Source organism: Desulfocastanea catecholica (genome assembly GCF_054657295.1).
Genome location: NZ_BAAHYZ010000003.1, coordinates 26,069 through 48,445, shown reverse-complemented (window position 1 = coordinate 48,445; position 22,377 = coordinate 26,069). Strand labels below are relative to the sequence as shown.

At 50.0% G+C, this 22,377-nt stretch carries 21 protein-coding genes and 1 tRNA gene; 12 read left to right on the top strand and 10 right to left on the bottom strand.

Translation table 11 applies throughout. From position 1 onward, the window contains the following. Nucleotides 1–32: 32 nt before the first annotated feature. The 4 genes from ACYQ8U_RS03565 to ACYQ8U_RS03550 form a co-directional block, all read right to left on the bottom strand. Entirely contained in the window at nt 33–1,259 is a 1,227-nt protein-coding gene (locus ACYQ8U_RS03565; protein ID WP_459944138.1) for an NAD(P)/FAD-dependent oxidoreductase, read from the bottom strand. A gap of 535 nt (nt 1,260–1,794) precedes the next feature. Further along, the gene (locus ACYQ8U_RS03560) at nt 1,795–2,895 is read right to left on the bottom strand and encodes an oxidoreductase (RefSeq protein ID WP_459944137.1); all 1,101 of its coding nucleotides are present in this window, start codon (nt 2,893–2,895) and stop codon (nt 1,795–1,797) included. A 92-nt stretch (nt 2,896–2,987) separates the two neighbouring features. Further along, nucleotides 2,988–3,869: a hypothetical protein gene (locus ACYQ8U_RS03555; protein WP_459944136.1), complete on the bottom strand. Its 882-nt coding sequence runs from the start codon at nt 3,867–3,869 to the stop codon at nt 2,988–2,990. Nucleotides 3,870–4,115: 246 nt separating this feature from the next. Beyond that, a complete protein-coding gene (locus tag ACYQ8U_RS03550) occupies nt 4,116–4,784 on the bottom strand; it encodes a dihydrofolate reductase family protein (protein ID WP_459944135.1) in 669 nt (222 codons plus the stop codon). A 474-nt stretch (nt 4,785–5,258) separates the two neighbouring features. Here ACYQ8U_RS03550 and ACYQ8U_RS03545 point away from each other — a divergent pair, with 474 nt between their 5' ends. The 3 genes from ACYQ8U_RS03545 to ACYQ8U_RS03535 all read left to right on the top strand — a co-directional run bounded on the left by ACYQ8U_RS03545 (nt 5,259) and on the right by ACYQ8U_RS03535 (nt 6,421). Next, nucleotides 5,259–5,528, top strand: a complete 270-nt coding sequence (locus tag ACYQ8U_RS03545; protein ID WP_459944368.1) for a CopG family ribbon-helix-helix protein — start codon at nt 5,259–5,261, stop codon at nt 5,526–5,528. Then, nucleotides 5,528–5,803 carry a type II toxin-antitoxin system RelE/ParE family toxin gene (locus ACYQ8U_RS03540; RefSeq protein WP_459944134.1) on the top strand — a complete coding sequence of 92 codons (276 nt, stop codon included), beginning with the start codon at nt 5,528–5,530 and terminating at the stop codon, nt 5,801–5,803. The genes ACYQ8U_RS03545 and ACYQ8U_RS03540 overlap by 1 nt, the downstream gene beginning before the upstream one ends. 351 nt (nt 5,804–6,154) lie before the next feature. Beyond that, nucleotides 6,155–6,421: a DksA/TraR family C4-type zinc finger protein gene (locus tag ACYQ8U_RS03535; RefSeq protein WP_459944133.1), complete on the top strand. Its 267-nt coding sequence runs from the start codon at nt 6,155–6,157 to the stop codon at nt 6,419–6,421. A 367-nt stretch (nt 6,422–6,788) separates the two neighbouring features. On the opposite strand, the gene ACYQ8U_RS03530 is transcribed toward ACYQ8U_RS03535, so the two are convergent. Together ACYQ8U_RS03530 and ACYQ8U_RS03525 are read right to left on the bottom strand one after the other, a co-directional pair. Continuing rightward, entirely contained in the window at nt 6,789–6,992 is a 204-nt protein-coding gene (locus ACYQ8U_RS03530; RefSeq protein WP_459944132.1) for a hypothetical protein, read from the bottom strand. A gap of 616 nt (nt 6,993–7,608) precedes the next feature. Continuing rightward, nucleotides 7,609–7,818: a hypothetical protein gene (locus ACYQ8U_RS03525; protein ID WP_459944131.1), complete on the bottom strand. Its 210-nt coding sequence runs from the start codon at nt 7,816–7,818 to the stop codon at nt 7,609–7,611. A 16-nt stretch (nt 7,819–7,834) separates the two neighbouring features. On the opposite strand from ACYQ8U_RS03525, the gene ACYQ8U_RS03520 reads away from it, so the two are divergent. Both ACYQ8U_RS03520 and ACYQ8U_RS03515 read left to right on the top strand, forming a co-directional pair. Continuing rightward, entirely contained in the window at nt 7,835–9,148 is a 1,314-nt protein-coding gene (locus ACYQ8U_RS03520) for an aspartate kinase (RefSeq protein ID WP_459944130.1), read from the top strand. A gap of 10 nt (nt 9,149–9,158) precedes the next feature. Continuing rightward, nucleotides 9,159–9,326, top strand: a complete 168-nt coding sequence (locus tag ACYQ8U_RS03515; RefSeq protein ID WP_459944129.1) for a hypothetical protein — start codon at nt 9,159–9,161, stop codon at nt 9,324–9,326. Nucleotides 9,327–9,810: 484 nt separating this feature from the next. On the opposite strand, the gene ACYQ8U_RS03510 is transcribed toward ACYQ8U_RS03515, so the two are convergent. Beyond that, entirely contained in the window at nt 9,811–11,352 is a 1,542-nt protein-coding gene (locus ACYQ8U_RS03510; RefSeq protein ID WP_459944128.1) for a SpoIIE family protein phosphatase, read from the bottom strand. Nucleotides 11,353–11,620: 268 nt separating this feature from the next. Further along, a tRNA-Ala gene (locus ACYQ8U_RS03505) sits at nt 11,621–11,696 on the bottom strand. Nucleotides 11,697–11,967: 271 nt separating this feature from the next. Here ACYQ8U_RS03505 and ACYQ8U_RS03500 point away from each other — a divergent pair. Beyond that, a complete protein-coding gene (locus tag ACYQ8U_RS03500) occupies nt 11,968–13,005 on the top strand; it encodes a rod shape-determining protein (protein WP_459944127.1) in 1,038 nt (345 codons plus the stop codon). Here the strand turns inward: ACYQ8U_RS03500 and ACYQ8U_RS03495 are convergent. Beyond that, nucleotides 13,002–13,136, bottom strand: coding sequence for a hypothetical protein (locus ACYQ8U_RS03495; protein ID WP_459944126.1), 135 nt, complete (start codon nt 13,134–13,136; stop codon nt 13,002–13,004). The two genes, ACYQ8U_RS03500 and ACYQ8U_RS03495, sit on opposite strands and share 4 nt — an antisense overlap. 40 nt (nt 13,137–13,176) lie before the next feature. Between ACYQ8U_RS03495 and mreC the strand changes: the two genes are divergently transcribed. Genes mreC through rodA form a run of 4 tightly spaced genes read left to right on the top strand, consistent with a single transcriptional unit; the run spans nt 13,177 to nt 17,576 of the window. Continuing rightward, nucleotides 13,177–13,965 carry a rod shape-determining protein MreC gene (gene mreC, locus ACYQ8U_RS03490; RefSeq protein WP_459944125.1) on the top strand — a complete coding sequence of 263 codons (789 nt, stop codon included), beginning with the start codon at nt 13,177–13,179 and terminating at the stop codon, nt 13,963–13,965. Between the two features lie 9 nt (nt 13,966–13,974). Beyond that, nucleotides 13,975–14,505, top strand: coding sequence for a hypothetical protein (locus ACYQ8U_RS03485; protein WP_459944124.1), 531 nt, complete (start codon nt 13,975–13,977; stop codon nt 14,503–14,505). Nucleotides 14,506–14,526: 21 nt separating this feature from the next. Next, nucleotides 14,527–16,398: a penicillin-binding protein 2 gene (gene mrdA / locus ACYQ8U_RS03480; RefSeq protein WP_459944123.1), complete on the top strand. Its 1,872-nt coding sequence runs from the start codon at nt 14,527–14,529 to the stop codon at nt 16,396–16,398. A gap of 56 nt (nt 16,399–16,454) precedes the next feature. After that, nucleotides 16,455–17,576 carry a rod shape-determining protein RodA gene (gene rodA / locus ACYQ8U_RS03475; protein WP_459944122.1) on the top strand — a complete coding sequence of 374 codons (1,122 nt, stop codon included), beginning with the start codon at nt 16,455–16,457 and terminating at the stop codon, nt 17,574–17,576. Nucleotides 17,577–17,580: 4 nt separating this feature from the next. Here rodA and hemH read toward each other — a convergent pair whose 3' ends face one another. After that, a complete protein-coding gene (gene hemH, locus ACYQ8U_RS03470) occupies nt 17,581–18,534 on the bottom strand; it encodes a ferrochelatase (protein ID WP_459944121.1) in 954 nt (317 codons plus the stop codon). Between the two features lie 315 nt (nt 18,535–18,849). Here hemH and ACYQ8U_RS03465 point away from each other — a divergent pair, with 315 nt between their 5' ends. Next, complete coding sequence (locus ACYQ8U_RS03465; protein ID WP_459944120.1) at nt 18,850–19,383, top strand: cold shock domain-containing protein; 534 nt, start codon at nt 18,850–18,852, stop codon at nt 19,381–19,383. A gap of 277 nt (nt 19,384–19,660) precedes the next feature. Next, nucleotides 19,661–22,330: a DNA polymerase I gene (polA, locus tag ACYQ8U_RS03460; protein WP_459944119.1), complete on the top strand. Its 2,670-nt coding sequence runs from the start codon at nt 19,661–19,663 to the stop codon at nt 22,328–22,330. Nucleotides 22,331–22,377: the final 47 nt, after the last annotated feature.

The window sequence follows — 22,377 nt, the reverse complement described above, 5'->3', positions numbered from 1 at the left end:
CCTGCTTTAATCCAGTATGTTTTGCAAAAACTCTAAAACAGCTGGCCAAAATTAAATCCGGACCGCAGCAGCCTTTCGGCGGGCAGACGCAAAGGAGTGCGGTTCTCAATCAAGGCGCGGAGCACCCCACCCTGTTCGATATCGCCGATCAGCACGGCCCCAACCAGCCGATCCTCTTTTATCACTAGGCGACGGTACAGACGATCGGCCGGTCCTCCAGTCGAAATGGAGATCAACCCGTTTTCGTCCCTAGGATTAGCATTACCCACGGTGAGAACGTCCAGGTCAAAGACCCGCATAACGTTGCGGCTCAGGCTGCCGGGATAGGCCACCCGTCTTCCTGCCATGTTGTAACCAGCCGCCCGGCCCTGATTGGCTGCTTCCGGCCAGAGCGCATTTACCCAGCGGCAGTCTCTGGCTAAATCGTGCAGTTCCGCCACGTCTCCGGCTGCGTAGATATTTGTGGCGCTGGTCTGCAGATATTCATCCACTACAACTCCGAGATCCACCTCAACCCTGTCACTGGGTATAAAATCCCTGCACGGCAGGACTCCCTTGCCGATAATCACCAGGTCGCAGTCCAGACGACGGCCAGTATCAGTAACCACCGCCTCAACCCTTTTGCTTCCGGTAAAGCCTTGAACTGTAACCCCGACTTCGACGATAAGGCCATGGCGAACCATTTCGTCAAGAATCATTTGGCCTGCCACAGGGTCTACCTGCATGGACAAGGGATACCCGGAGGTAATAAGCATGGTGACTGCAAGACCACGTTTCAAAAGTCCGTAGGCGGCTTTGAAACCCACCAGCCCGCCGCCGAGCACCACGGCTTTGCGAGCGCCATCCAGAGCGGCCACCTGGGCCATAACATGGGCCTGTGTGCGCATGTAGAAGATGTTTTCCAACCCCAGTCCATCAGCCTTGATTGGCCGGGGATCGGCCCCGGCGGCTATGAGTAGTCGGTCATAGGGAACTTTTACCCCATTCGCCAGAATTACCTGGCACGACTCCACTTCGATGCCTGCCGCTCGATTGCCAAGCAACGGCTCGATGGCGAGGTCGTTGTAGAACTCTGTCGATCGAATCGGCAGTTTGGTATGGGATTGGGAGCCCTCCAGCACATGGCTGATCATGGGTCGGCTGTAGGGAAGAAAGGTTTCATCGCCGATCATGGTGATGGCGGCAGTTACATCCAGTTCACGGATAGCCTCGGCCGCACGGACTCCAGCGATGCCATTGCCAATGATGACATGTTTCATACCGCAACTCCAGCTCGCCCCTTGTCATTATTCAGGGCATTAGAGTGGATAGGAGCTCCAGGATTCGGGCAAGAACACCGTGCCGTTCGCCGGAATTTATTGCGATGCAGATTGCACCTGCACTGCCAGTCCCGATATGCGGGAAATCAATAGAGCAAACACTATCAAGAGAGAGGCTTCATCGTCAAGTGTGAAATGGATTCGGCGACAAGAGTATCTGCATATAATGAAGAGAAAGAAATGGCTCCGGTAAATCGCACAATCCCTTTGGATGAAAACTTGCTACCAATAACGCTCAAATGTGGGCCAACGGTCGAGGCAGAAAATAAGTTCAATTCTACAGATTTCCACTGGCAAGTCCCGGAAAGGAGTTCACTTACTTTGTTGACCTTATTCCTGACGGGTCTTTAGGGATGATCAGCAGTTTTTATTTGAATACCAGATAAAAAATTTTGAGATTGAGGTTGGTATCTTGCCGCCTTCACAATGTTCACAATGAGTTAAGGACCGCGATTCTGGATAGTCTATATTTTTACTAATCCAGCTCTTTTTCAACAGGGCAGTGTAAGGACTCTTCCATGAAAAGGGTCGAAAAGCACTTGTTGCAGGAAATGCATGATGCTTTTCTCGTATCTCCACTTGCCCACCTTGCAATAAGTTGTGGTTCCCTTATAAGAGGCCGTGATAGTGCCACGTAATCGGCAAGTCCTGAATTTATGACTTCCTCCGCAATATTAAACGACAGAAAACCTCCGACGAGAATAAGCGGAATCTTTATTTCTTTCTTGAATGCTTCAGCCGCCTTCCTGTAGTAGACTTCTCGTTTTTCTGCTTTTGATGTACCAACCCTTGATGGAATGTACTTGCCGGATTCAAAGGTTCCACCACTCATCTCAATTGCGTCTATTCCGCGATCCTCAAGCATATGGGCGATCTTGATCACCTCCTGCACGGTGATACCGCCATCGAGGAAGTCCTCTGAGTTAACCTTGACCATCACTGGAAATGCCTTTCCAACCCTGGTCCTGATTTCTTCGTACACTTCGAGAAGCAACTTCGCACGATTCTCAAGGCTTCCACCGTAACCATCATCCCTTCTGTTATAATAGGGAGATAAAAACTGGCTCAGCAAATACCCATGGGCCGCGTGGATCTGAACGGCATCAAAGCCGGATTTAACAGATCTTTCAGCCGCTTCACCAAAAGCCTTTACCGTTCTTTTGATGTCATCAACTGTCATTGCGGAAGCTTTTTTGTTGCCGTCTATAAACAGATCTGACGGTCCAAGGGCTGCATATTCATTTTTCCCTATCCCCCTATTTCCCGCGTGGGCAAGTTGTATGGCAACAATCCCCCTGTTTTCGTGAACAACCGACGAAATTCGTTTCAAGCCATCGATCATTGCATCGGAATACACACCCATCTGTCGAACACCCGCCTGACCCTCCCTTATCACATGAGCATGCCCGGTAATCACGAGACCTACCTCTCCACGGACGAGTTCAGCCATACAGTCCAACAACTGATCTTTTACCGTTCCATCGAGTTCTGCCATTGCCTCATGGGTTGCAGATCTCACAAAACGGTTTTTGAGTTTCATTCCATTTATCTCTGTTGATTCGAATAGTCTTGGCATGTTTTCCTTTCATTGAGTGAGGCACATTGAAAATTTTCAGACCAGAGCACTGGGTCTTTGCCATTTTCTGCTGCGCGTTTTTTTTGCACGTTCTACTTAATGCCATAGTTCGGCAATGCTTTGATTGTGAAGTCGTTGATAGAAACCTCGCATTCCCATTGAGGCAGCCTGTCCATTGGGCCGTCGATCCTTACCAACGGTGGTTCGCGCTCCGCAAGCGCATTGATTCTTGCCCAGAGAGTTATGTCTCCCCAAAACTGTGGCGGTGCGTCCGCGGCAGCTACGAATGTGAAGATCATGCCTGGATTCTCGCATCCGGCACGAATCGCCCTCAAGGCAAGATCTTCAAGCCGCCCAAGTCCTGTATCTGGGTCAGGGCGTTCCTGCAGCCATCGGGCGAGGGCTGCAGGGATCCAAGGTAACGGAGCATTTGTTGCTTGAGACAGTTCGGTCAACACGCCATAGTCTTGAGTGGCGAGGGCCTCGTCCACCCGGACAGCGAACCGGAACTGGGAGTCGGTGACGGGCTGGCGGTTGCCATACACGGAAGCCAGTTGATCGGGTTGCATCTGCCCAAGACCGTGGAAAGGCTCGATTCCAGGAAATGCATCAACACAGAGGAGCTCCACTTCTCGGGCACCGTGGTGAAGCAGGCATGTGAGGATATGTGCGAGCATGGACTGATCAAACAGGCACGCGTCAAACCACAGAACAATATGTTTGTCCGCCGCCTCCATCAACTTGCAGTACTGATTGTGAAGCGTCTCCACAATGTCCCGCCTGCTCAAGCCGCCTGCGGTGGCTTCTTCCAGGAAGACCGCCCGGGCATTGAGGGTCTCCTTATCAGGCCAACCGGGACACCTGGGACCGTCATACAGTATGTCGTGCCAGACGAACACTTCGCCGGGCAGACCGGATTTGACCAGACTCCCGCCTGCAATGTCACCACTCGTTATGTGAAGCCTTTCGACCATTTCATTTCTCCTGCCAACTGCCAGCTGAACCGTGCCCGGCTTGGCAAACCTGTATTGGAACGCACAGCTCATATTTTAACCTTATTCCTGGCATGGTTATCGGAGCTCCCATCTATACATTCTGTGATTTATTGTATCATGAATTCGCAGGCCCTCCCGCTATTTCACAAAACAACAGAAGGTGTACCATGAAAGTTTCACAGGTAGTCGATTTTCATCTGCAGTATCACAGGGCCAACTTTCACATCACCACATCCCATTCGCCATTTTTTTGCGTCGAACCAACTCCTCCTTGCTCGGTTCGGCACTTGGGAACGAACCGGGCTGGATATCGCCATCTGGTACATAGGTACTCATCACAACGCCAGTGGTCGAAACCTGAGAGCGAACGAGCCGCAGGGCCGATGGCTTGGCGGTCTCGCTGAAGAGGCGCTTGCCCCGCCCAAGCACCACTGGAAAAGTCCACACGTTGTACTCGTCTATCAATGAGGCGGCCTGGAGCGTTTGAATCAAATTGCCGCTGCCAATCACTTGCAGGTCCTTGCCCGGGGAGGCCTTGAGATCTATAATTGCCGAGACCACATCGCCGTTGAGCAGCTTCGCGTTGTTCCAGTTAAGTATCGTCAACGTGCGCGAAGCAACGTACTTTTTCGTTGCATTGAGCGTCTTCGCAATCGGATGGTCATCCGGCTGATAAGGCCAGTACGCTTCGAATATCTCATAGGTCCTGCGCCCGAGCACAAGCTCGCGATCCTTGCCGTCGAAACCTGATGCTGAGATGTCCATGCTTTCGTCCCCGTAGCGGAACATCCAACCACCAAGGGTAAAACCGCCAGTGGGGTCTTCTTCCGGTCCGCCGGGTGCTTGCATGATTCCGTCAAGCGACGCAAACGTAGATACGATGAGTTTTCTCATGGAAACACTCCTGTCGTGAGGCGGGTCTTGGTCATGTACGCTAACCAAGATATTAGCTGGACGGAAACAATCCAGCTAAAATGCATATTGGTAAAAATTATCGATAATAGCAAAAAACAAGCCAGTGCACTTATCCTTTTCGTGAAAAAATTTAAAAATTGATTACACAAATAGTGGCCGCCTCCATGGCGGGACCGGTCATTGTAATGTTGTTATTGGTAACGTAAGGTCAATGTCTGACAAGTCAAATTGAAATGTTTCTGAACTTTTTTGTAACAATTCAGAAAGATAGACTATGTCTGAACTTTTGGATCGATGGTATTAATAGTCTAGTCCCCCCATTTCCATATTTTCCAAAATTTCATTGGCTTCGACTTACTCCCCAATCAGGCATCTTGAGGATGCGAGTTTACGCAATCAAGAATAATCATTATGATTGACTATCAATCACAAGTGCACAAAGGAAGAATCACTATGGCTCAAAAAGAAACAAAAGTATTAACCGCGCACGTTCCCTTACCTCTTGCTGAAAAGGTCGATCAAATGGCCGCTCGACTTGAACGGTCACGCGGATGGATAATGAAACAGGCATTGTCAGCTTGGATTGATCAAGAAGAACAACGTGATCGATTAACCCGAGAGGCGCTTGCTGACGTAGACGCAGGCCTTGTTATCGACCATCAGGCAGTACAGGTATGGGCCAATAGCCTCAGCACTGACGATCCGTTGCCTGTGCCGCGCTAATGGAACTGAAATGGACCAGTAAGGCACTCTCAGATTTGGCACGACTATATGAGATTTTGGCATCAGTAGATCAGCCTGCTGCTGCGCGTGCAGTGCAGTCGGTGACTAAGGCGCCGACTGCTTTGTTAGTTAATCCACGCATTGGTGAACAAGTGTTTGAGTTTGAATCGCGCGAGATAAGGAGGATTCTTGTAGGAAATTATGAAATGCGATATGAAATTCAGGAATCCACTATCTATGTGCTGCGGTTGTGGCACACACGTGAACATAGGTAGCTTAAGCTATTAATAGCCGGTCCCTGGTTTGTTCCACTCTACTTTCTTACCTATGTCGGCATGGATCTTTACGGTCACCCGGTAGAGCGAAGACCGGGATAAATTCCGCCGTCCGCTCACCTTGTCGTTCAAAGATGTTTTATGACCATCTGCATTTTTTTTTCCAGTGCCCTCGTTTGTGTTGATGGGCGATATGAAATGGACTGGTGATCTGAATACATATTTGATATCAGACTAGCAGAGAAGCCAAAGGCTAACTAAAATAGAAAGACAGGAGCTATACATAGAGGAACGCGGAGTGGTTTGATGAATCGGACCTTTTGCAAGTAACAGAGAGACTGAGGAAAAAAAATGGCAGGTGGGTGGACCAGCGACGGAGCTGTACAACAACAAATTGATGCAAGTGTGGAAGATGCTGTAAAATTAGCCAGGAGCCGTATCCCTAAAGGCAAAAGCCTAAGCCACTGCGAGGAATGCGACGAACCGATCCCGGCGGCCAGAAAGGAAGCTATTCCTGGTGTCCGTCTCTGCATCCTATGTCAAGCTGAGAAAGAGAAACATCAGACTTTTTCAACCGGTATTAACAGGCGAGGCAGTAAAGATAGCCAGTTAAAATAGATTTCATTTCCACATACAGAGGCGTTGGCTGAGCTCACTCCTTGTTGAGCTTTTGTAAATCAAGTGCTCGGTAAGGGCGATTGATACATAATTCCTGAGAGGCGCATCACTGACCCATCAGCATCATGGTGGATACTTATCCAAAGATTTTCCCACCACCACAACTCTAGGAGGTGCACCATGAAAGTTTCACAAGCGGTCGATTTTCATCTGCAGTACCACCGAGCCAATTCCAAAAAAATACCATTAAGACCTGTGAGAGTGTCTGATTGCTGGCAGCCGAAAATGCTTTGAAACGAAAAAGGGAACCTGGTTTTGAAAAACGAACTTTCCAATCCTCAAAACCCAATAAAATCACACGATCATTTTACGATTCTGTCCTGTTTTGGACATCAGTGTGTTCCTCAGTTACGCAGCCATCGTGTTCTTTGCCACATTTACTGCAATTAACGGTCACTTTATCCTTGATGTTGCCATATTTTTCCCGGTATTCATCAGGCGTCATATTGCATATAAGGCCACATCCGCATTCAGGGCATTCCGATTTGATTTGGTATCTTTCCTTTGCCATGTTGTATCTCCTTCGCATTGCTTTTTCTATTGTTCCTGCCACTGGGCAATTTCTTCCAGGTTTTGAAACGTATTCCGCCTTCCTCCGGTACGACGAACATTAACCAATCCCATTGAACTCATTGAACTTATCGAATAATTCTATTAAGACTGCTTTTTCAGTGCATCCAGTGTTTCAAGGTCACCTACATCAAAACTTTGTCCGCACCCACCGCAAATCATCTCGCATTTATCCGGCCTACGTGATCTCTGCTTCTTTAACTTTGCGCAACATTCCGAGCAGCTGAGTTCAATCGGTGAGGTGATAATTCAACGCTTTTTAGAAAGCCCCACAAAAGCGGCTTCCTACTCGAAGCCGCTGCATTTACAGATACCAGCTTATCCTTTTCAGTCCGATCTCACAAGATTTTCTTCGTTCTCAATTATCCTCATGCCAGGGCCTCAACTTTCTCGGTCCACCATTGCTTCACACTGAATTTCCCTGGTTCCGACGGTGTCATGATTATTTGATAAAAAATTATCAACCCGACGATATCATGAAATTTTCGAAATGTGCTCCCATGATAAGAATTCTCCCTTTCGCACAATCACAGTGGTTGTACATCAACAAAATGATACTAATATTTCGGCCAGCCATAGGAACGCCCCAAAGAATAGAAGATTGCGAGAAAGGCGCGAATGTGCTGCTGCACGTCATGGTGAAATCGGCCAATGACAAACGACCGCCCGCAACAGACTGCATTGGAGAAATGGCCGATGGCTTCCCGAGAGAAATAATGGTATAGAGACAGCTGTTCATGTAACGACAGCAGATATCCGAGTATCATTGTGGGAGAGGGACTCATGGAACGGATTGTCGCCAAATTCGGCGGGTCAAGCGTGGCCGACGCCGGTCAGATCAAAAAAATCGCCGCGATCATCGACAGTGATCCACGGCGAAGTATCGTGGTGGTTTCGGCCCCAGGCAAACGCCATGGAGATGAAAGCAAGCTCACCGACCTACTCTACCTCTGCCAGGACATGGCGACGATGGGCACCGCCATCACCGAGCCGTTCGGTCTCATTCGCGGCCGCTATGCTGAGATCGTCGTTGAGCTTGGCCTTGACCCGGCTGTGCTGGCCGACATCGACCGGTTCGGTGATGAACTGGTCGCCGGCTGCTCCGCCGATTACGCGGCGTCCCGCGGCGAATATTTCTCGGCCCGGGTGATAGCTGAGTTCCTGTGTGCGGATTTCATCGATCCGGCCCAATACATCGTCATCCGGGCCAATGGCACCATTGCGCCTGAGAGCTACGAGCTGCTCGGCGCCCGTCTGGCCGAACCATCAAAACGCTATGTGATGGCAGGCTTTTACGGCCGTAACCGGCACGGCGAGGTGAAAACCTTTACCCGCGGCGGCTCGGATATCTCCGGGGCCATAGCCGCGCGGAGCGCCGGGGCGATGCTCTACGAGAACTGGACCGACACCTCCGGCATTTTGATGGCCGACCCCCGCATCATCGACAATCCCCGGCCGATAGCCGAGATCAGCTTCCGGGAGATCCGGGAGATGGCCTATATGGGCGCTTCGGTCTTTCATGACGAGGCCATCCTGCCGGTGCGGGAAGCGGGAATTCCTATCCGGATCAAGAACACCAACCGGCCGGATGAGCCCGGCACCCTCATCACCCCGAGTCTTAGCGCCGCTACGGTCGCGACCACTGAGATAGCCGGTATCGCAGGGAAAAAAGGTTTTTCGATGATCTCGCTGGAGAAGACGTTGATGAACCGGGAGATCGGTTTTGTCCATCGGCTTCTTGGCATTTTGCGCGAACAGGGGGTAAGCTTTGAACATTGCCCCTCGTCGATCGATTCGGTTAGCGTGATCATCGAGGACGACAAGCTGGGCGGTCTCGACGAGGTGCTGCTCGAGCAGATCAGCCGTCAGCTCGAGCCGGACAGCATCTCCATCGAGAAGGACCTGGCGTTGGTGGGCGAGGGTATGGTCCGCACGGTCGGCATTTCCGGCAAGATTTTTGGCGCACTGGGCAGGGCCGGCATCAATGTACGGGTGATCAATCAGGGCGCCTCGGAGATGAACATCATCATTGGGGTGAGCGGCACCGATTACGAAACGACGGTGCGGACGATCTATCAGGCCTTTATCGGCGACTGATCGGTCGGCGATGCTTTGCACCTACTTTTACCGGGTATCAGGCATGATCAACGATATCACTGAGAAACTCTACGCCGGTATCCCCGAGGAGCGGCTCTATCACTCTACCAATTTCAACGGGCTGATGGGCATCGTCGAAAGTCGCTCGCTAGGCTACATCCGCCTCGGCAAAAAGTGATAAGTCATCGCTTTCTGCGGGTTTCCAAAGAAGGGCCATCCGATCTAATGCATCAAAACTACCTTTTGCCGACAGCTCTGGCAATTTTTTTACGCTGCAACCAATAACTGGCATTGAACCGAGCTCGCCAGGTCCATTTCCTGCAAAAATATGCCATTAGTCACCTAAATTAGGCTATAGTGTCCCGCTGCAGACGATTATCAGGCCTGCATATCAATGAAAGGCCTCTGGTACTTTAACCATCTGCCATCACAGTGAAATATACTTGAATCAAGGCTTTTTTCGCCAAAAAATCAACAACAGGAGGTGCACTGTGACAGAATTTGTTGAGAACGTGTATGCTGCTGGAAATTCCAAAGAGTTGACCATTTTTGGTGGAAAAATTCCGCCTAAGATGCGCTGACTGTTTTTTTAAGGATTTTATCGATAAGAGGAAGAGCCCTTTTGCCCCGATTTAGACAGGTGAAAAGAGTTTTTCCAGCTCCTACCCCTTGTATTGCAGGCATATCAGGGTAATGTCGTCCGCCTGCTGGGCGTGGCCCTTGAATCGTTTGACATCGTCTGTTACTGCTGCAACGATAGCTGGTGGTGCACCTAGTTTTTCATCTTCGAGAACCTCCTGTAGCCTGTCAACCGTATACCAGCCGCCATTTTGCCCAACCGCTTCCGTCACGCCGTCGGTATAGACAAGAATGACATCACCCGGTTCCATCTGGATGGTTCCTTCATCGTACTTAATCTCATCGAAAGCACCCAGCACGGGACCGTGTTTGTCTTTGAGGAGTTCAAAAGAACGGCCATTTTTCATAAAGAAAGGCGGGTTGTGGCCGGCGTTGGTATATATCAGAAGACCTGATTTGATGTCCAGGATACCGATGAAAAGAGAACAAAACATGCTTGCCGGATTATGACGGTTAAGTTCCCGGTTGGCTTCTCGAACAATATCTGCCGTCCGATTTTTACCGCTATAGGCGTAGTCCCGAATCATTGTTTTGACCACCGCCATAAAAAGTGCTGCCGGGACACCTTTGCCGGAGACATCGCCAACGCAAAAACAGAGCCGGTTTTTCCTGATAAAATAATGGTCATAAAAGTCGCCGCCAACCTCCAGGGCCGGATGGCAGAAGGCAAAAATGGAGAATGCAGGTTCCTCGGGCAAAGCAGCGGGCAGAAGACTCATCTGTATCTCACGACCTATTTGCAGCTCTTTCTCCATCCTTTTTTGTGATACAGCCAGGGCATCAGCCATTCGACGCTGCCGGGTGACGACCCGCAGCGCCAGAATGATGGATTTTTGAGAATCCCTCAAGGAAAACCCGGAACAGCTGATTTCCAATATTTCGCGCCGGCCGTTGATCTTCGCTTCGAAATCCCGCCGGTTATGCTCACTTGCCAGTAATTGCTGGATCGGATGCCCAGCGTCGTCGACAGCGATCCCCGGCGATGTCAGAGGAAGTAACTCGGACAGGTCGGCACCTAAAATTGACAGATGGTCCCTGCCGACAAGCTGGTCAAAGGCCTTGTTACACCAGCGGACTTCACCCGTGCCATCCGTCCAGACAATGGCATCCTCGATTTCACCGAGCGCCACTTCCATCTTGCCGATGGTTTGGCGAAGTTCGTCGATAACCGGTAAGGCGGGTACCTGCGATTCATGGAGAGGTACCGGCATGGGCGCCAGATCAAGAGGTATGAGCTTTGCGCCGATCAAATAATTTTCGCCAATCTTCTCAACGACGATGAGATGTTTCGACCAACGCCTGCGGCCGTCTCCCATGACCACCGCCGCCTCGACGACGTGATCGGCAATTCGCGATCTGCCGGTGACGAGAAATCTTGAGAATCCCATGTTATGCGAGTCATGGAAGGCGGAAGGGATAATTCTATTCAGGCTGGAGCCGATGAGTTCGTCGGTCCATTGGTAGATGTCCAAAAAACAGGAGTTGGCATAGACCACCAGGCCACTGCGGTCGGAAATGACCACGGGGGCGTCTTTGACTTTTTTCAATTCGTCTATTTTATGCATAACCTTGCCTGTTCATTTACTTTAAGTAATATGTCGGTGGAGAAACCATAACAGATTACAAGAATAGGCAAAAATTTCAGCAAAAGAAAGAACAACTGAGTAATGAGATGTTATTCTGCCTTCAGAATGAATTACATGGTGGAGGTATTTCAGGCTTTTGATCAAACTACTGCAGGCGGAGGGCTGAAAAGGAAGGTTGCTCTCTACGAAAGCAGATAAGTAAACCAAAAAGGGGATAACCCAATATGAGTTATCCCCTTTCTCTATTTGGTGGAGCTAGTCGGGATCGAACCGACGACCTCTTGACTGCCAGTCAAGCGCTCTCCCAGCTGAGCTATAGCCCCTTGATGTCCACAAATCTGCTTGGCCATAAAGTTGAGATATCATTAACAGGGTTTAATTTTCATGTCAATAAAAAACAGCGCATTCTTTGTCGTTCTATGCCATATTTGTTGCTAATGAAAGTAAGGTTTGTTATGTATTGAAGGCTTGTGAGAAGTGTTTTCCATGATGCCCAGTTTAATAATTTTGACGGACGCCTATCTCTTTCTTCAGCTCTGAATTGATGGATCTTGAAGGGTGCAACAAGGTGCCTGTTATCAGAAGGATGAATATATGTATTCACCGTTTAATTTTCTTTTTGGCTGGCTGTCCAATGATCTGGCAATTGATCTTGGCACGGCAAATACCGTTCTCTATGTCAAGGGCAAGGGGATCGTGCTGCGCGAACCATCCGTCGTTGCCGTCCGGCAGGATGGACGAATGAGTAAAGTGCTCGCTGTCGGGCACGAAGCGAAAATGATGCTTGGCAAAACACCGGGGAACATAACTGCCATTCGGCCGATCAAGGACGGAGTTATTGCTGATTTTGAAGTAACCGAGGCAATGCTCAGATATTTTATTAATAAGGTGCACAATAGAAGGACTCTGGTTCATCCGCGCATCATCATTTCCGTTCCGTCTGGGATAACCCAGGTGGAAAAGCGAGCGGTAAAGGAATCTGCTGAATCGGCAGGAGCCCGGGAAGTATATTTGATTGAAGAACCGATGGCCGCCGCGATAGGGGCGGGACTGCCGATCACCGAGCCTACCGCCAATATGATCATTGATATCGGCGGGGGCACGACGGAGGTGGCGGTTATTTCTCTGTCCGGTATTGTCTATGCGAAATCCGTCAGGGTTGCCGGCGACAAGATGGATGAATCCATCCTGCAGTACATCAAGCGCAAGCATAACCTGGCCATTGGGGAACGGACTGCAGAGTTGATCAAGACGACCATCGGCAATGTCATGCCGGAAGAACCGTATGAAACGATGGATATCAAAGGACGGGATCTTGTGTCCGGGGTACCTAAAACCTTGCAGATCTCTGCAGACGAAATTCATTCGGCAATAGCCGAGCAGGTTGATGTCATTGTTGAGGCGGTAAGGGTTGCCCTTGAGTTGACACCGCCGGAACTGGCTGCAGACATTGTCGACAACGGTATCGTCATCACCGGAGGTGGGGCATTGCTGAAAAATCTTGATAAATGTCTGAGAGAAGAAACCGGAATGCCGATAATTGTGGCCGATGACCCTCTGTCTTCCGTTGTTCTTGGCTCCGGTAAAGCGCTTGATAACCTTGATATCCTGCGTGAGGTGACGATCGATTAGTCACCGTCCTTGCCGATGTTGTATTTGTGCCGGATCAACTGCCGGTACTCCTCCATATTCTGCTCATAACTGTTGTGATCCGTGCGAAAAAAACCAAAAGCTAGACAGGAGCGATCCATATTTGCAACCATTAAGGTTTTGCTCCTGGTAATGATAGTGCTTGTCGCTGGTATGTTGCTGCTAGCCTCGATGATCGGCGGACGCTTTGGTACACTGCACCAACTTACGCTCGATTTCCTTGGCCCCATGCAGAATGCTGTTACGCGATCTGTTGCCGGGATAACCTCGGTGAAAGACGATTATATTGCCTTATGGAAGGTGCGGGGGGAAAACAAACGGCTGCAACTACTTGTCGACAAGTATTTGCGAGAGATCGGAGAATATCGGGAAGGGTACACAACCAATCTTTACCTTGAAGAGTTACTCGACTTCAAGAAAAAATTGAGTTTTCAGCCCCTGTCCGCCCGGGTCGTAGGTAAGGAGCCCGCTTACTGGTATCAGACCATTGTGGTTGATCGCGGGAGGACAGACGACGTGCTGGAAGGAATGATTGTTCTTGCTCCCGCAGGAGTTGTCGGACAGGTTATTCATGCCGGCGAGCATTATTCAAAAATTCTGCTGGCCAATGCCCCAAGTAGTGCTGTAGACGCAATGATTCAGAAAAATCGAATCCGGGGTATTCTGAAAGGGGCTGGGGAGCGGGGGTATATTCTCCACTATGTGTTGAAGAATGTCGATGTCGAGGAAGGTGATTACATTGTTACCGCTGGCATTGGCGGGGTCTTTCCGGCTGGAATTCCTCTTGGCAGGGTGTCGAAGGTACATAAAAAACAAAGAGGCATGTTTCAGGAGATCGAGGTGCAACCCAGTGTCGATTTTCAGAAACTGGAATTTGTCTTTATTGATCCGACGGATCGTCGAAAAATACTCGATTCAACGAACCTTTCAACAAGGAGGTAGAAACGGGTAATGTTGTTTTTTATATTCTGGCTGCTGGGGATTGCCCTGATTGTTGTACAGACAACCTTGTTACAGTCGCTGCCGCTGTGGCTCGGTCGGCCGGATTTTGTTTTTATTCTCGTCACCTTCATTGCCTATCGTTTTGCCTGGATACCCGGCACTGTGCTGGTTTTCTCCCTGGCATGGATTATCGATGTCGTGGCTGGTGTCTATCTCGGTCTGTATCCTCTGATGTGTCTTCTCACCTTTACCGCACTGAAACTACTGACGAATAAAAGCGTGATCAAGGAGTCGACCTATCAGATTCCACTTGTTGGCCTGAGCTATTTTCTGGTACAGATGTTTCTCTATTTTATCTCTTCTCTAGCCTTAACGGAAGATGTGCAGGAATGGTCCTGGGGGCTCACTCTGCAGAGAACTGCCCTGCTGGTTGTTGTGGCCATTCCACTTTTTCTTCTGTTCACTAGTCTGTACGAGTATCTGCAGAAACGCCGTTTGCGCGCCAAACCTCTCCGTCGTCGTCCTCGAAAACCGGTGTAATCAATAAAGGTGAGATGGATTTTGAAATCAGCATTGAAAGATATTGAAGATATTACAGAGCGTGACGAAGGGGCTCTTGATCTTTTAAAAAAACGTTTGCTGCCGGCTGCCGGCCTCATCATTTTATTTTTGGTCATCATTGTCCTGCGGCTCTGGTTTCTGCAGATCAGTAATGGGGAGGAATATGAAAAGAAAGCCTACGGCAACAGAGTCAGAATCAGGCAGCTCGCTCCCCCAAGGGGACACATTCTCGATCGCAATAATCGAGAAATTGTCACCAACCGGCCGTCTTTCAATGTTGCCTTGATTCAGGAGGATTCCGAGGACCTCGGCAATGTCTTAAAACGAATTGCACCGGTCCTTGATATGGATGTTGCAGAGTTGTGGGAAAAAATTCGGCAGGCATCGGATACCCCGAAATATTTGCCGGTACTGTTGAAGGAAGATATCGATTGGCAGACTCTCGCCTATCTGGAAAATCATAACCATGAATTTTCCGGGATTCGCACCGAAGTGCAGCCTGTCCGGGTCTACCACTATGAAGATCTTGCCGCCAATATTATCGGCTACCTCGGTTCAATTTCCAAGCAGGAACTGGAAACGTCTGACAAAACCATCTATCGAGGCGGGGATCTCATCGGTAAAAAAGGTCTCGAAAAGCTGCGCGAGGAAGACCTGCGAGGGGAAAAGGGCCACAGTTACACAGAGGTTGATGCCAAGGGCTTTGAGCAGCAGTTACTCAAGACCGTCGAGCCGCTTCCTGGAAGACAGCTTCGATTAACGCTCGATGTTGAGCTGCAGCAGATCGCCGAGAGTTATATGGCGGCTGGAGAAAAGTCAGGGGCTGTCGTGGCGATGGAAGTGAAAACCGGCAGATTACTTGTCGCTGCATCCGCCCCGACCATTCATATCAGCGACTTTGTCGGCGGCATCTCGACCAAGAAATGGCAGGCCCTGCTGGATAATCCCAAACATCCACTCATTAACAAAGTGGTGCAGGCAAGTTACCCACCCGGTTCGACGTATAAGATGGTGACAGCCATGGCCGGCCTGGCCAAGGGCGTGATTGATAACGACACGGTGTTTTATTGTCCGGGGTTCTATAAGTTCGGTAATAGGAGGTATCGATGCTGGAAACATTCGGGGCATGGACCGGTGAATTTGTTAAAAGCCATCGGCGAATCCTGTGATGTGTACTTCTACCAGGTCGGTCAGAAAGTCGGCGTTGATGTCTTGGCGGAGTATGCGGAAAAACTGGGTTTGGGCAAAAAAACCGGGATCGAGATGGAATATGAAAAGTCCGGTCTTGCTCCGACGAAAAAATGGAAGGAGAAATACCGCAATGCCAAGTGGCAGGAGGGGGAGACGATCTCCGTGGCCATCGGCCAGGGTTTCAACCTTGTCACCCCGCTGCAGATGTGCTCTATGACCGCGACCCTGGCTAATGGCGGGAAATTATACCGCCCTCAGCTGATCGAACAGGTGATTGATCCGGAAGGAAAGATAATCGAGACCTTTTCCCCTGAACTGGTGAGTGAGATAACTGGACTGGATCAACATTTTAACAGTATCAAGCGGGGGATGGAAGAGGTGGTGCAAGGCAAGCGTGGTACCGCCCGTTCAGTTGCCATCGAAGGTCTACGGATCGGAGGGAAAACCGGAACAGCGCAGGTGGTTAAAGTCGCGCAATATCGTGGTCTGAAGGAAGAAGATATTCCGTATAAATATCGGGATCATGGCTGGTTTACCTGCTATGCCCCGGCGGAGGATCCGGAAATTGCCGTAACGGTTCTGGTTGAACACGGTTTACACGGGGGTTCGGGTGCCGGGCCCATTGCCAGGGCTGTTCTGAATCAATATTTCAGCGGTCGATTGAATCAGGTCGTCGAATAACAGGTAAAATATGTTGTCGTTGTCGATTAATAGAGATCTACAAAAGGTGGAAAAAAATGTTTCGAATAGACAGACGCTTGTTTGAACATTTCGACATGATGCTGCTGCTGCTCATTTTTCTGGTATGCATCATGGCTTTTTTTAACCTCTATAGTGCTTCGTTTCCAGACAGCGGCTTTGGCACGCCGCCTTATACCAGACAGATATATTTTTTTCTGATGGGGTTTGCTGGATTTGTATTTGTCGTCAGTTTTGACTATCAGGAGCTGCATTCATGGAATTATCCATTTTACGGCTTAATTATTCTTCTGTTGATCATTGCCTTCATGGCCGGGGATTCGGCGGGTGGCGCTCAGCGCTGGATTAACCTGGGATTTTTCAAATTGCAGCCGTCGGAACCGGCCAAGCTCATGCTCGTTGTTACCCTTGCCAGTTATTATTCAAGAAAGGAGATTAACGACGGATACACCATCAGGGATCTTTTTATACCGGTCGTACTCACCGGGATTCCCTTCGTGCTGATCCTTTTGCAGCCGGATCTCGGGACGGCCCTGATGCTCGGCATCATTTTTGTCTCGATGACGGTTTTTGTTAAACTGAAGATGTCCACCTATGGGATAATGGGTGGTCTGGCCTTTGCCGCCGGCCTGCTGGCCTGGGAAAAATTGTTGAAACCATACCAGAAACAGAGGATTCAAACCTTTCTTAATCCGGATCACGATCCGATGGGGCATGGCTATCAGATCCTGCAATCGAAAATAGCCGTGGGCAGCGGCGGAAAATTTGGTAAGGGCTACTTGGAAGGGACCCAGGGGCATCTGCATTTCCTGCCGGAACGACACACCGACTTTGCCTTCTCCGTCTGGGGTGAGGAGTGGGGCTTTGCCGGCAGTGTCATCTTTATCGGTACCTACTTTCTCCTCCTGCTCTGGGGGCTGAATGTGGCCATGTATGCCAAAGATCGGTTCGGCGTGTTACTGGCGTACGGGGTGGTGATGCTGATTTTCTGGCAGGCGGTGATTAATTTATTCATGATTATGGGTTTTTTGCCTGTCGTCGGCATACCCTTACCACTTGTCTCCTACGGCGGTTCGTCACTTCTGACGACCATGCTTGGCCTGGGGCTGCTGATGAACGTGAGAATACGGCGGTTTCAAGCGGCTATGCCGAGAGACTAACTCCTCAACACTTTTCTTGCAAAACCAGTGCCCTCAGGCCCTGAATGAAGAGGGGATTGGTGTTGAGGGAGGCGCATGGCTGCAGGCACATGCCTCTTTGTGCTGCCTGTTCCCGGTAAAGGATGTTTATTTCGTACAGGGTCTCAACGTGGTCGGAGACAAAACTTATCGGCACCATGAGGATATTTTTACACCCTTCCCCGGCCAGAGTCTCCAGCATCTCCGGGGTGGAAGGAGAAAGCCATTCAACCGGGCCACTCCTGCTCTGGTAACAGAGCCTGCCGCTTTGCTGGGTAATTTGCTCAATTGCCGCGATGGTTTGCTCGATATGATCCACATAGGGATCGCCGTCTTCTATAAAAGATACCGGAAGACTGTGGGCACTGTAGACGATTTGCACGGGGTGTGTGTCAAAAGTCTGTAAACCTTGAGTTATATTTTCGGCTACTGCGGCGACATAACAGTTTTGCGTAGGCCAGGAGGAGATGCCGGTAAAAGGCATGTCCGGGGCCAGTCGCTGCAGACTTTGCTGCAGATGCGACAGGGAGGAACCGGTCGTCGCTTTCGAGTAGTGCGGGTATAAAGTGAGAGCTGTCAGATGATCGACACCTGCCGCCAGAAGCTCCTGTACCGCCTGGTCGGCATACGGCGGCCAGTAGCGCATGGCCACGGTGACGACATAGTCGCCATCTGCACTGAGTGCCTCCTGCAGGGCTCTGGCCTGACGGAAACTGATTTCCTTCAGAGGAGAACCGCCGCCTATCCGGGCATAGATTGCCTTGCTTTTGGGCGCACGCCTGCGGGATATGACCCAGGCGAGAAACTTTTGCAGAAAGGCCGGACCAAGTCGGATGATTTCCCGATCGGAAAAAAGGTTGAAAAGAAATGGCCGGACGTCGTCCAAGGTGTCCGGCCCCCCCATGTTGAGAAGGATAACGCCGTTCTTGCCGCTTTGCAATGGAGTACTCCTGTTAGTTTTTGGTAAGATTTACAGACAAATGAGTATACAATGAAAAAATGTGATTAGCCATGTTTCTCAATTATTGCCCGGGCAAAAAGTTAGAGCCGCCTGAATTGTACTGGGAAAACGATCATCGACCTTGATTCTCGTGGAGAGGGGAATATAATGTAGCCATAAGCAGACCATCTTCGATCGGGATTTTTGAGATGTTCCCTCTGCCTGGTTTGTTGATGGACTGCAAGGGATGCATCTGATGATGCATGAGTAAAATGGTGGTGTAACCACTGTTTGAAACAGAGCTGGAGGAACTATATGGAACTGAAGATCGAAGCCAGAAATGTTGAAATGCGTAAAGGTTGGCAGACGAAAATCCAGGAAGAGCAAGAAAAACTCATTCGCCACTACCCAAATTTCGTTCTTCATTTACGCGTCAGCATTGAAGCCACCACCAGTTATAAAGAAGGTGGGTTTGAGATCAAACTGGTAGCGTCAGTACCAAATGATACCGCTGTCGTCACCAGGAGAGGTGAGACCGTACGGGCCGCACTTACAGAGTCCTTTGACGTCTTGACCTTACAGCTGAAAGAGATGCAGAGGAAAAAAAGGAAAAGCCAAAAACAGCCGGTCGAAGCAGGCCCAAATGATAAATTGGGCGTAATCAGAAAAGTTTCTCCACATGAGTCCTATGGATTTATCACCTCGGCAGATAAAAGAGATATTTATTTCCATGAAAATGCACTGAAAAATTTGAATATGGACGACCTGTCGGAGGGAGACAGTGTCAGTTTTGGTGAAACCATAGGAGATAAAGGTCCACAGGCTTCCTGGGTGAGACCACTGCGATAGCATCGAGTAAATTTATAACAAAAGCCCTGGGCAGTCCGCTGTCCGGGGCTTTTTTTTGTCGTGTGAACAAGAAACAAAAGAACGGCGATTGTTCAAGGAAAAAACATAAAAAACCGCTATATTTCGCCTTTCAAACCAATACTGTTATTGCGTTGTCACCATACCCCGGAAAGCCGAAAAGAGAGCCCATCCTCGGGACCGAAAACGCTGATGTTATTTCCATACTTCGGACAGAGGTGTACCGAAGAACCTTCAAGCATACATGGAGCAGCAGGCTGTGAAAGAAGAAATTTATATTATTGACGGGAGCTCATATATCTATCGCGCCTATCACGCCATAGTACCGCTATCGAACAGCAAGGGCGAGCCGACCCATTCGGTTCTCGGTTTTATCAATATGGTGAAACGACTGATTCGAGAGAAAAATCCGAGCTATCTGGTCATTGCCTTTGACAGCCGCGGTCAGGTTTTCCGCCATCGTCTCTATGACCAATATAAGGCCAATCGTCCGGCGATGCCCGAGGATCTGAGCGTCCAGATTCCCTATATCAAACAGTTTGTCGCCGCGGCAAACCTGACCATGCTCGAAGAGCAGGATGTCGAGGCCGATGATATCATTGCCTCGGTGGTCAAAAGATTTACTGCCCTCGGACATCGGGTGGTCATCGTCTCCGGTGATAAGGATCTCCTGCAGCTTATCTCCGATGATGTGGTCATGTGGGATCCGATGAAAGATAAGGTCATGGACGAGGATGCGGTTATAAAGAAGTACGGTGTGCGGCCGGATCAACTCCTCGATCTTTTTGCCCTGATCGGTGACAGCTCTGATAATGTTCCGGGCGTGCCGGGAGTCGGGCAGAAAACCGCCGAAAAATTGATTGGCGACTTTACCTCCCTCGATGGCCTGTATGCCCACGTCGATGAGTTGAAAAAGTCGAAGATGAAAGAAAAAATAATTGCATATCGCGAGCAGGCCTATCTCTCCCGGGAATTAATCAATCTCAAGTCCGATGTCGCCATTCCGGAGCAGCTTGACAGGTATCTACTGCGGCAAGGTGACGACGAGCAGCTGGGGGAAATATACACCAGACTCGAGTTTGCCAACCTGCTGAAAGGCATTGACACCTCAACCGGCGTGCCCACCGACGGTTTTGTTACCGTACGTAATCGTACCCAGCTGGTCGAACTGGTCGATGTGCTGCTCGATGCCGAACTGCTGGTTGTCGATACGGAAACGACCTCGCTCAATGCCAGAAAAGCCCGCCTTGTCGGCATATCACTCTGCTGCAGCCTGGAGAAAGCATGGTATATTCCCGTCGGTCATCTTGATGACGGGGGAAATCTTGCTCCAGGGCAACTCGATGGGCAGGAGGTTTTCACCGCCCTCAAACCAATTTTGTTGTCCAGTAAATCAACCAAAATAGCCCATAACCTGAAATACGATTTCACGGTCATTAAGCAGCAGTGGGGGATTGAGCTCGGTGGGCCGCTGGCCGATACTCTTATCGCCGCCTATCTCATTGAGAACGAAGGACGTTCTTTGAAACTCGACGCACTCTGTCTGCAACGAGGGTTGAAAATGACCTCCTTCGATGAGGTTGTCCAAGGGGATAAGCGTGAGGATTGCTTTGCCTATGTCGCTATCGAAAAGGCCGGAGTGTACAGTTGTGAAGATGTCTATGGCACGCTGCTGCTCTGGCAGGAGTTTGAACCTGTGCTCGGCGAAAAAGGCCTTATGAAGCTGTTTCGGCAGGTTGAGATGCCGATCGTCACCATCCTTGCCGAAATGGAAATGGCAGGAATCTGCATCGATCCAACAGTTCTTGCCGACCTCTCGCTTGAATTCACCGGCAAATTGAAAATCCTCGAAGAACAGATCTATGCCCTGGCCGGACATGCTTTCAATATCAATTCCTCACAGCAGCTGGCGCAGATACTGTTTGAGGAACAGGGTCTGCCCCATGGCCGAAAAACGAAAACAGGGTATTCGACGGATGTAAAGGTTTTGGAAAAACTTTCCCACAAACATGAACTGCCCGCACTTATTCTGCGCTATCGGACGGTGGCAAAACTGCTCTCCACCTATGTCGACAGACTGACGCAGCTGCAGGATCCGACGACCGGCAGAATACATTCGTCATTTAATCAGGCGGTAACCGCCACCGGCCGCCTGTCCAGCAGCGACCCCAATCTGCAGAATATTCCGATCAGGACCGAGGAGGGCAATCGGATCCGTGCTGCCTTTGTTCCGGGCGATGGTCTGGTATTTCTTTCGGCGGATTATTCCCAGATAGATTTGCGGGTGCTGGCCCACTATTCCCAGGACAAAGCGCTGCTCAACGCTTTCCGATCAGGCGAGGACATCCACGCCAGAACCGCCGCGGAGATCTTTGGTATTTCGCCCATGCTGATCACCTCGGAAATGCGCCGGGTGGCCAAGAGTATAAACTTCGGTATCGTCTACGGTATGAGCAGCTTCGGTCTGGCAAGTCAGCTTGATATCGACAGAAAAGAGGCGCAACGTTTCATCGACCGCTACTTTCGCCTGTATACCGGGGTACAGACATTTATGGAAGATATTGTCGTTATGGCCAGGGAGAAAGGCTACGTGACCACCTTGCTGGGACGAAGGAGAAGCCTTCCCGAGATAAATGCCAAAGACAGAACACGAAGGGAGTTTGCCGAAAGGATGGCCATCAATACGCCTATCCAGGGGACTGCCGCTGATATTATCAAGCTTGCCATGATAGAATGCAGCAATGCCATGAAGGCGAAGGGGTTGGCCGCCAAAATGTTGCTGCAGATCCATGACGAACTGGTCTTTGAACTGCCGGAGGTAGAACTGGAGCAGACGCGGTCGATCATTCAAACGGCCATGGAGCATGCGCTGAGCCTCGACGTACCACTTGTCGCCAATTTTTCGGTTGGCAGAAATCTTGCCAAATAAATCCACTGCCGAGCTGGTGGAGAAATGGATAGTAGCGCTGACAGGGC

Bases quoted from the DNA above. Each gene is read 5' to 3' on its own strand.
- ACYQ8U_RS03565 (WP_459944138.1), bottom strand. From the start codon at position 1,259: ATGAAACATGTCATCATTGGCAATGGCATCGCTGGAGTCCGTGCGGCC.
- ACYQ8U_RS03560 (WP_459944137.1), bottom strand. From the start codon at position 2,895: ATGCCAAGACTATTCGAATCAACAGAGATAAATGGAATGAAACTCAAA.
- ACYQ8U_RS03555 (WP_459944136.1), bottom strand. From the start codon at position 3,869: ATGGTCGAAAGGCTTCACATAACGAGTGGTGACATTGCAGGCGGGAGT.
- ACYQ8U_RS03550 (WP_459944135.1), bottom strand. From the start codon at position 4,784: ATGAGAAAACTCATCGTATCTACGTTTGCGTCGCTTGACGGAATCATG.
- ACYQ8U_RS03545 (WP_459944368.1), top strand. From the start codon at position 5,259: ATGGCTCAAAAAGAAACAAAAGTATTAACCGCGCACGTTCCCTTACCT.
- ACYQ8U_RS03540 (WP_459944134.1), top strand. From the start codon at position 5,528: ATGGAACTGAAATGGACCAGTAAGGCACTCTCAGATTTGGCACGACTA.
- ACYQ8U_RS03535 (WP_459944133.1), top strand. From the start codon at position 6,155: ATGGCAGGTGGGTGGACCAGCGACGGAGCTGTACAACAACAAATTGAT.
- ACYQ8U_RS03530 (WP_459944132.1), bottom strand. From the start codon at position 6,992: ATGGCAAAGGAAAGATACCAAATCAAATCGGAATGCCCTGAATGCGGA.
- ACYQ8U_RS03525 (WP_459944131.1), bottom strand. From the start codon at position 7,818: ATGATACTCGGATATCTGCTGTCGTTACATGAACAGCTGTCTCTATAC.
- ACYQ8U_RS03520 (WP_459944130.1), top strand. From the start codon at position 7,835: ATGGAACGGATTGTCGCCAAATTCGGCGGGTCAAGCGTGGCCGACGCC.
- ACYQ8U_RS03515 (WP_459944129.1), top strand. From the start codon at position 9,159: ATGCTTTGCACCTACTTTTACCGGGTATCAGGCATGATCAACGATATC.
- ACYQ8U_RS03510 (WP_459944128.1), bottom strand. From the start codon at position 11,352: ATGCATAAAATAGACGAATTGAAAAAAGTCAAAGACGCCCCCGTGGTC.
- ACYQ8U_RS03500 (WP_459944127.1), top strand. From the start codon at position 11,968: ATGTATTCACCGTTTAATTTTCTTTTTGGCTGGCTGTCCAATGATCTG.
- ACYQ8U_RS03495 (WP_459944126.1), bottom strand. From the start codon at position 13,136: ATGGTTGCAAATATGGATCGCTCCTGTCTAGCTTTTGGTTTTTTTCGC.
- mreC (WP_459944125.1), top strand. From the start codon at position 13,177: ATGTTGCTGCTAGCCTCGATGATCGGCGGACGCTTTGGTACACTGCAC.
- ACYQ8U_RS03485 (WP_459944124.1), top strand. From the start codon at position 13,975: ATGTTGTTTTTTATATTCTGGCTGCTGGGGATTGCCCTGATTGTTGTA.
- rodA (WP_459944122.1), top strand. From the start codon at position 16,455: ATGTTTCGAATAGACAGACGCTTGTTTGAACATTTCGACATGATGCTG.
- ACYQ8U_RS03465 (WP_459944120.1), top strand. From the start codon at position 18,850: ATGGAACTGAAGATCGAAGCCAGAAATGTTGAAATGCGTAAAGGTTGG.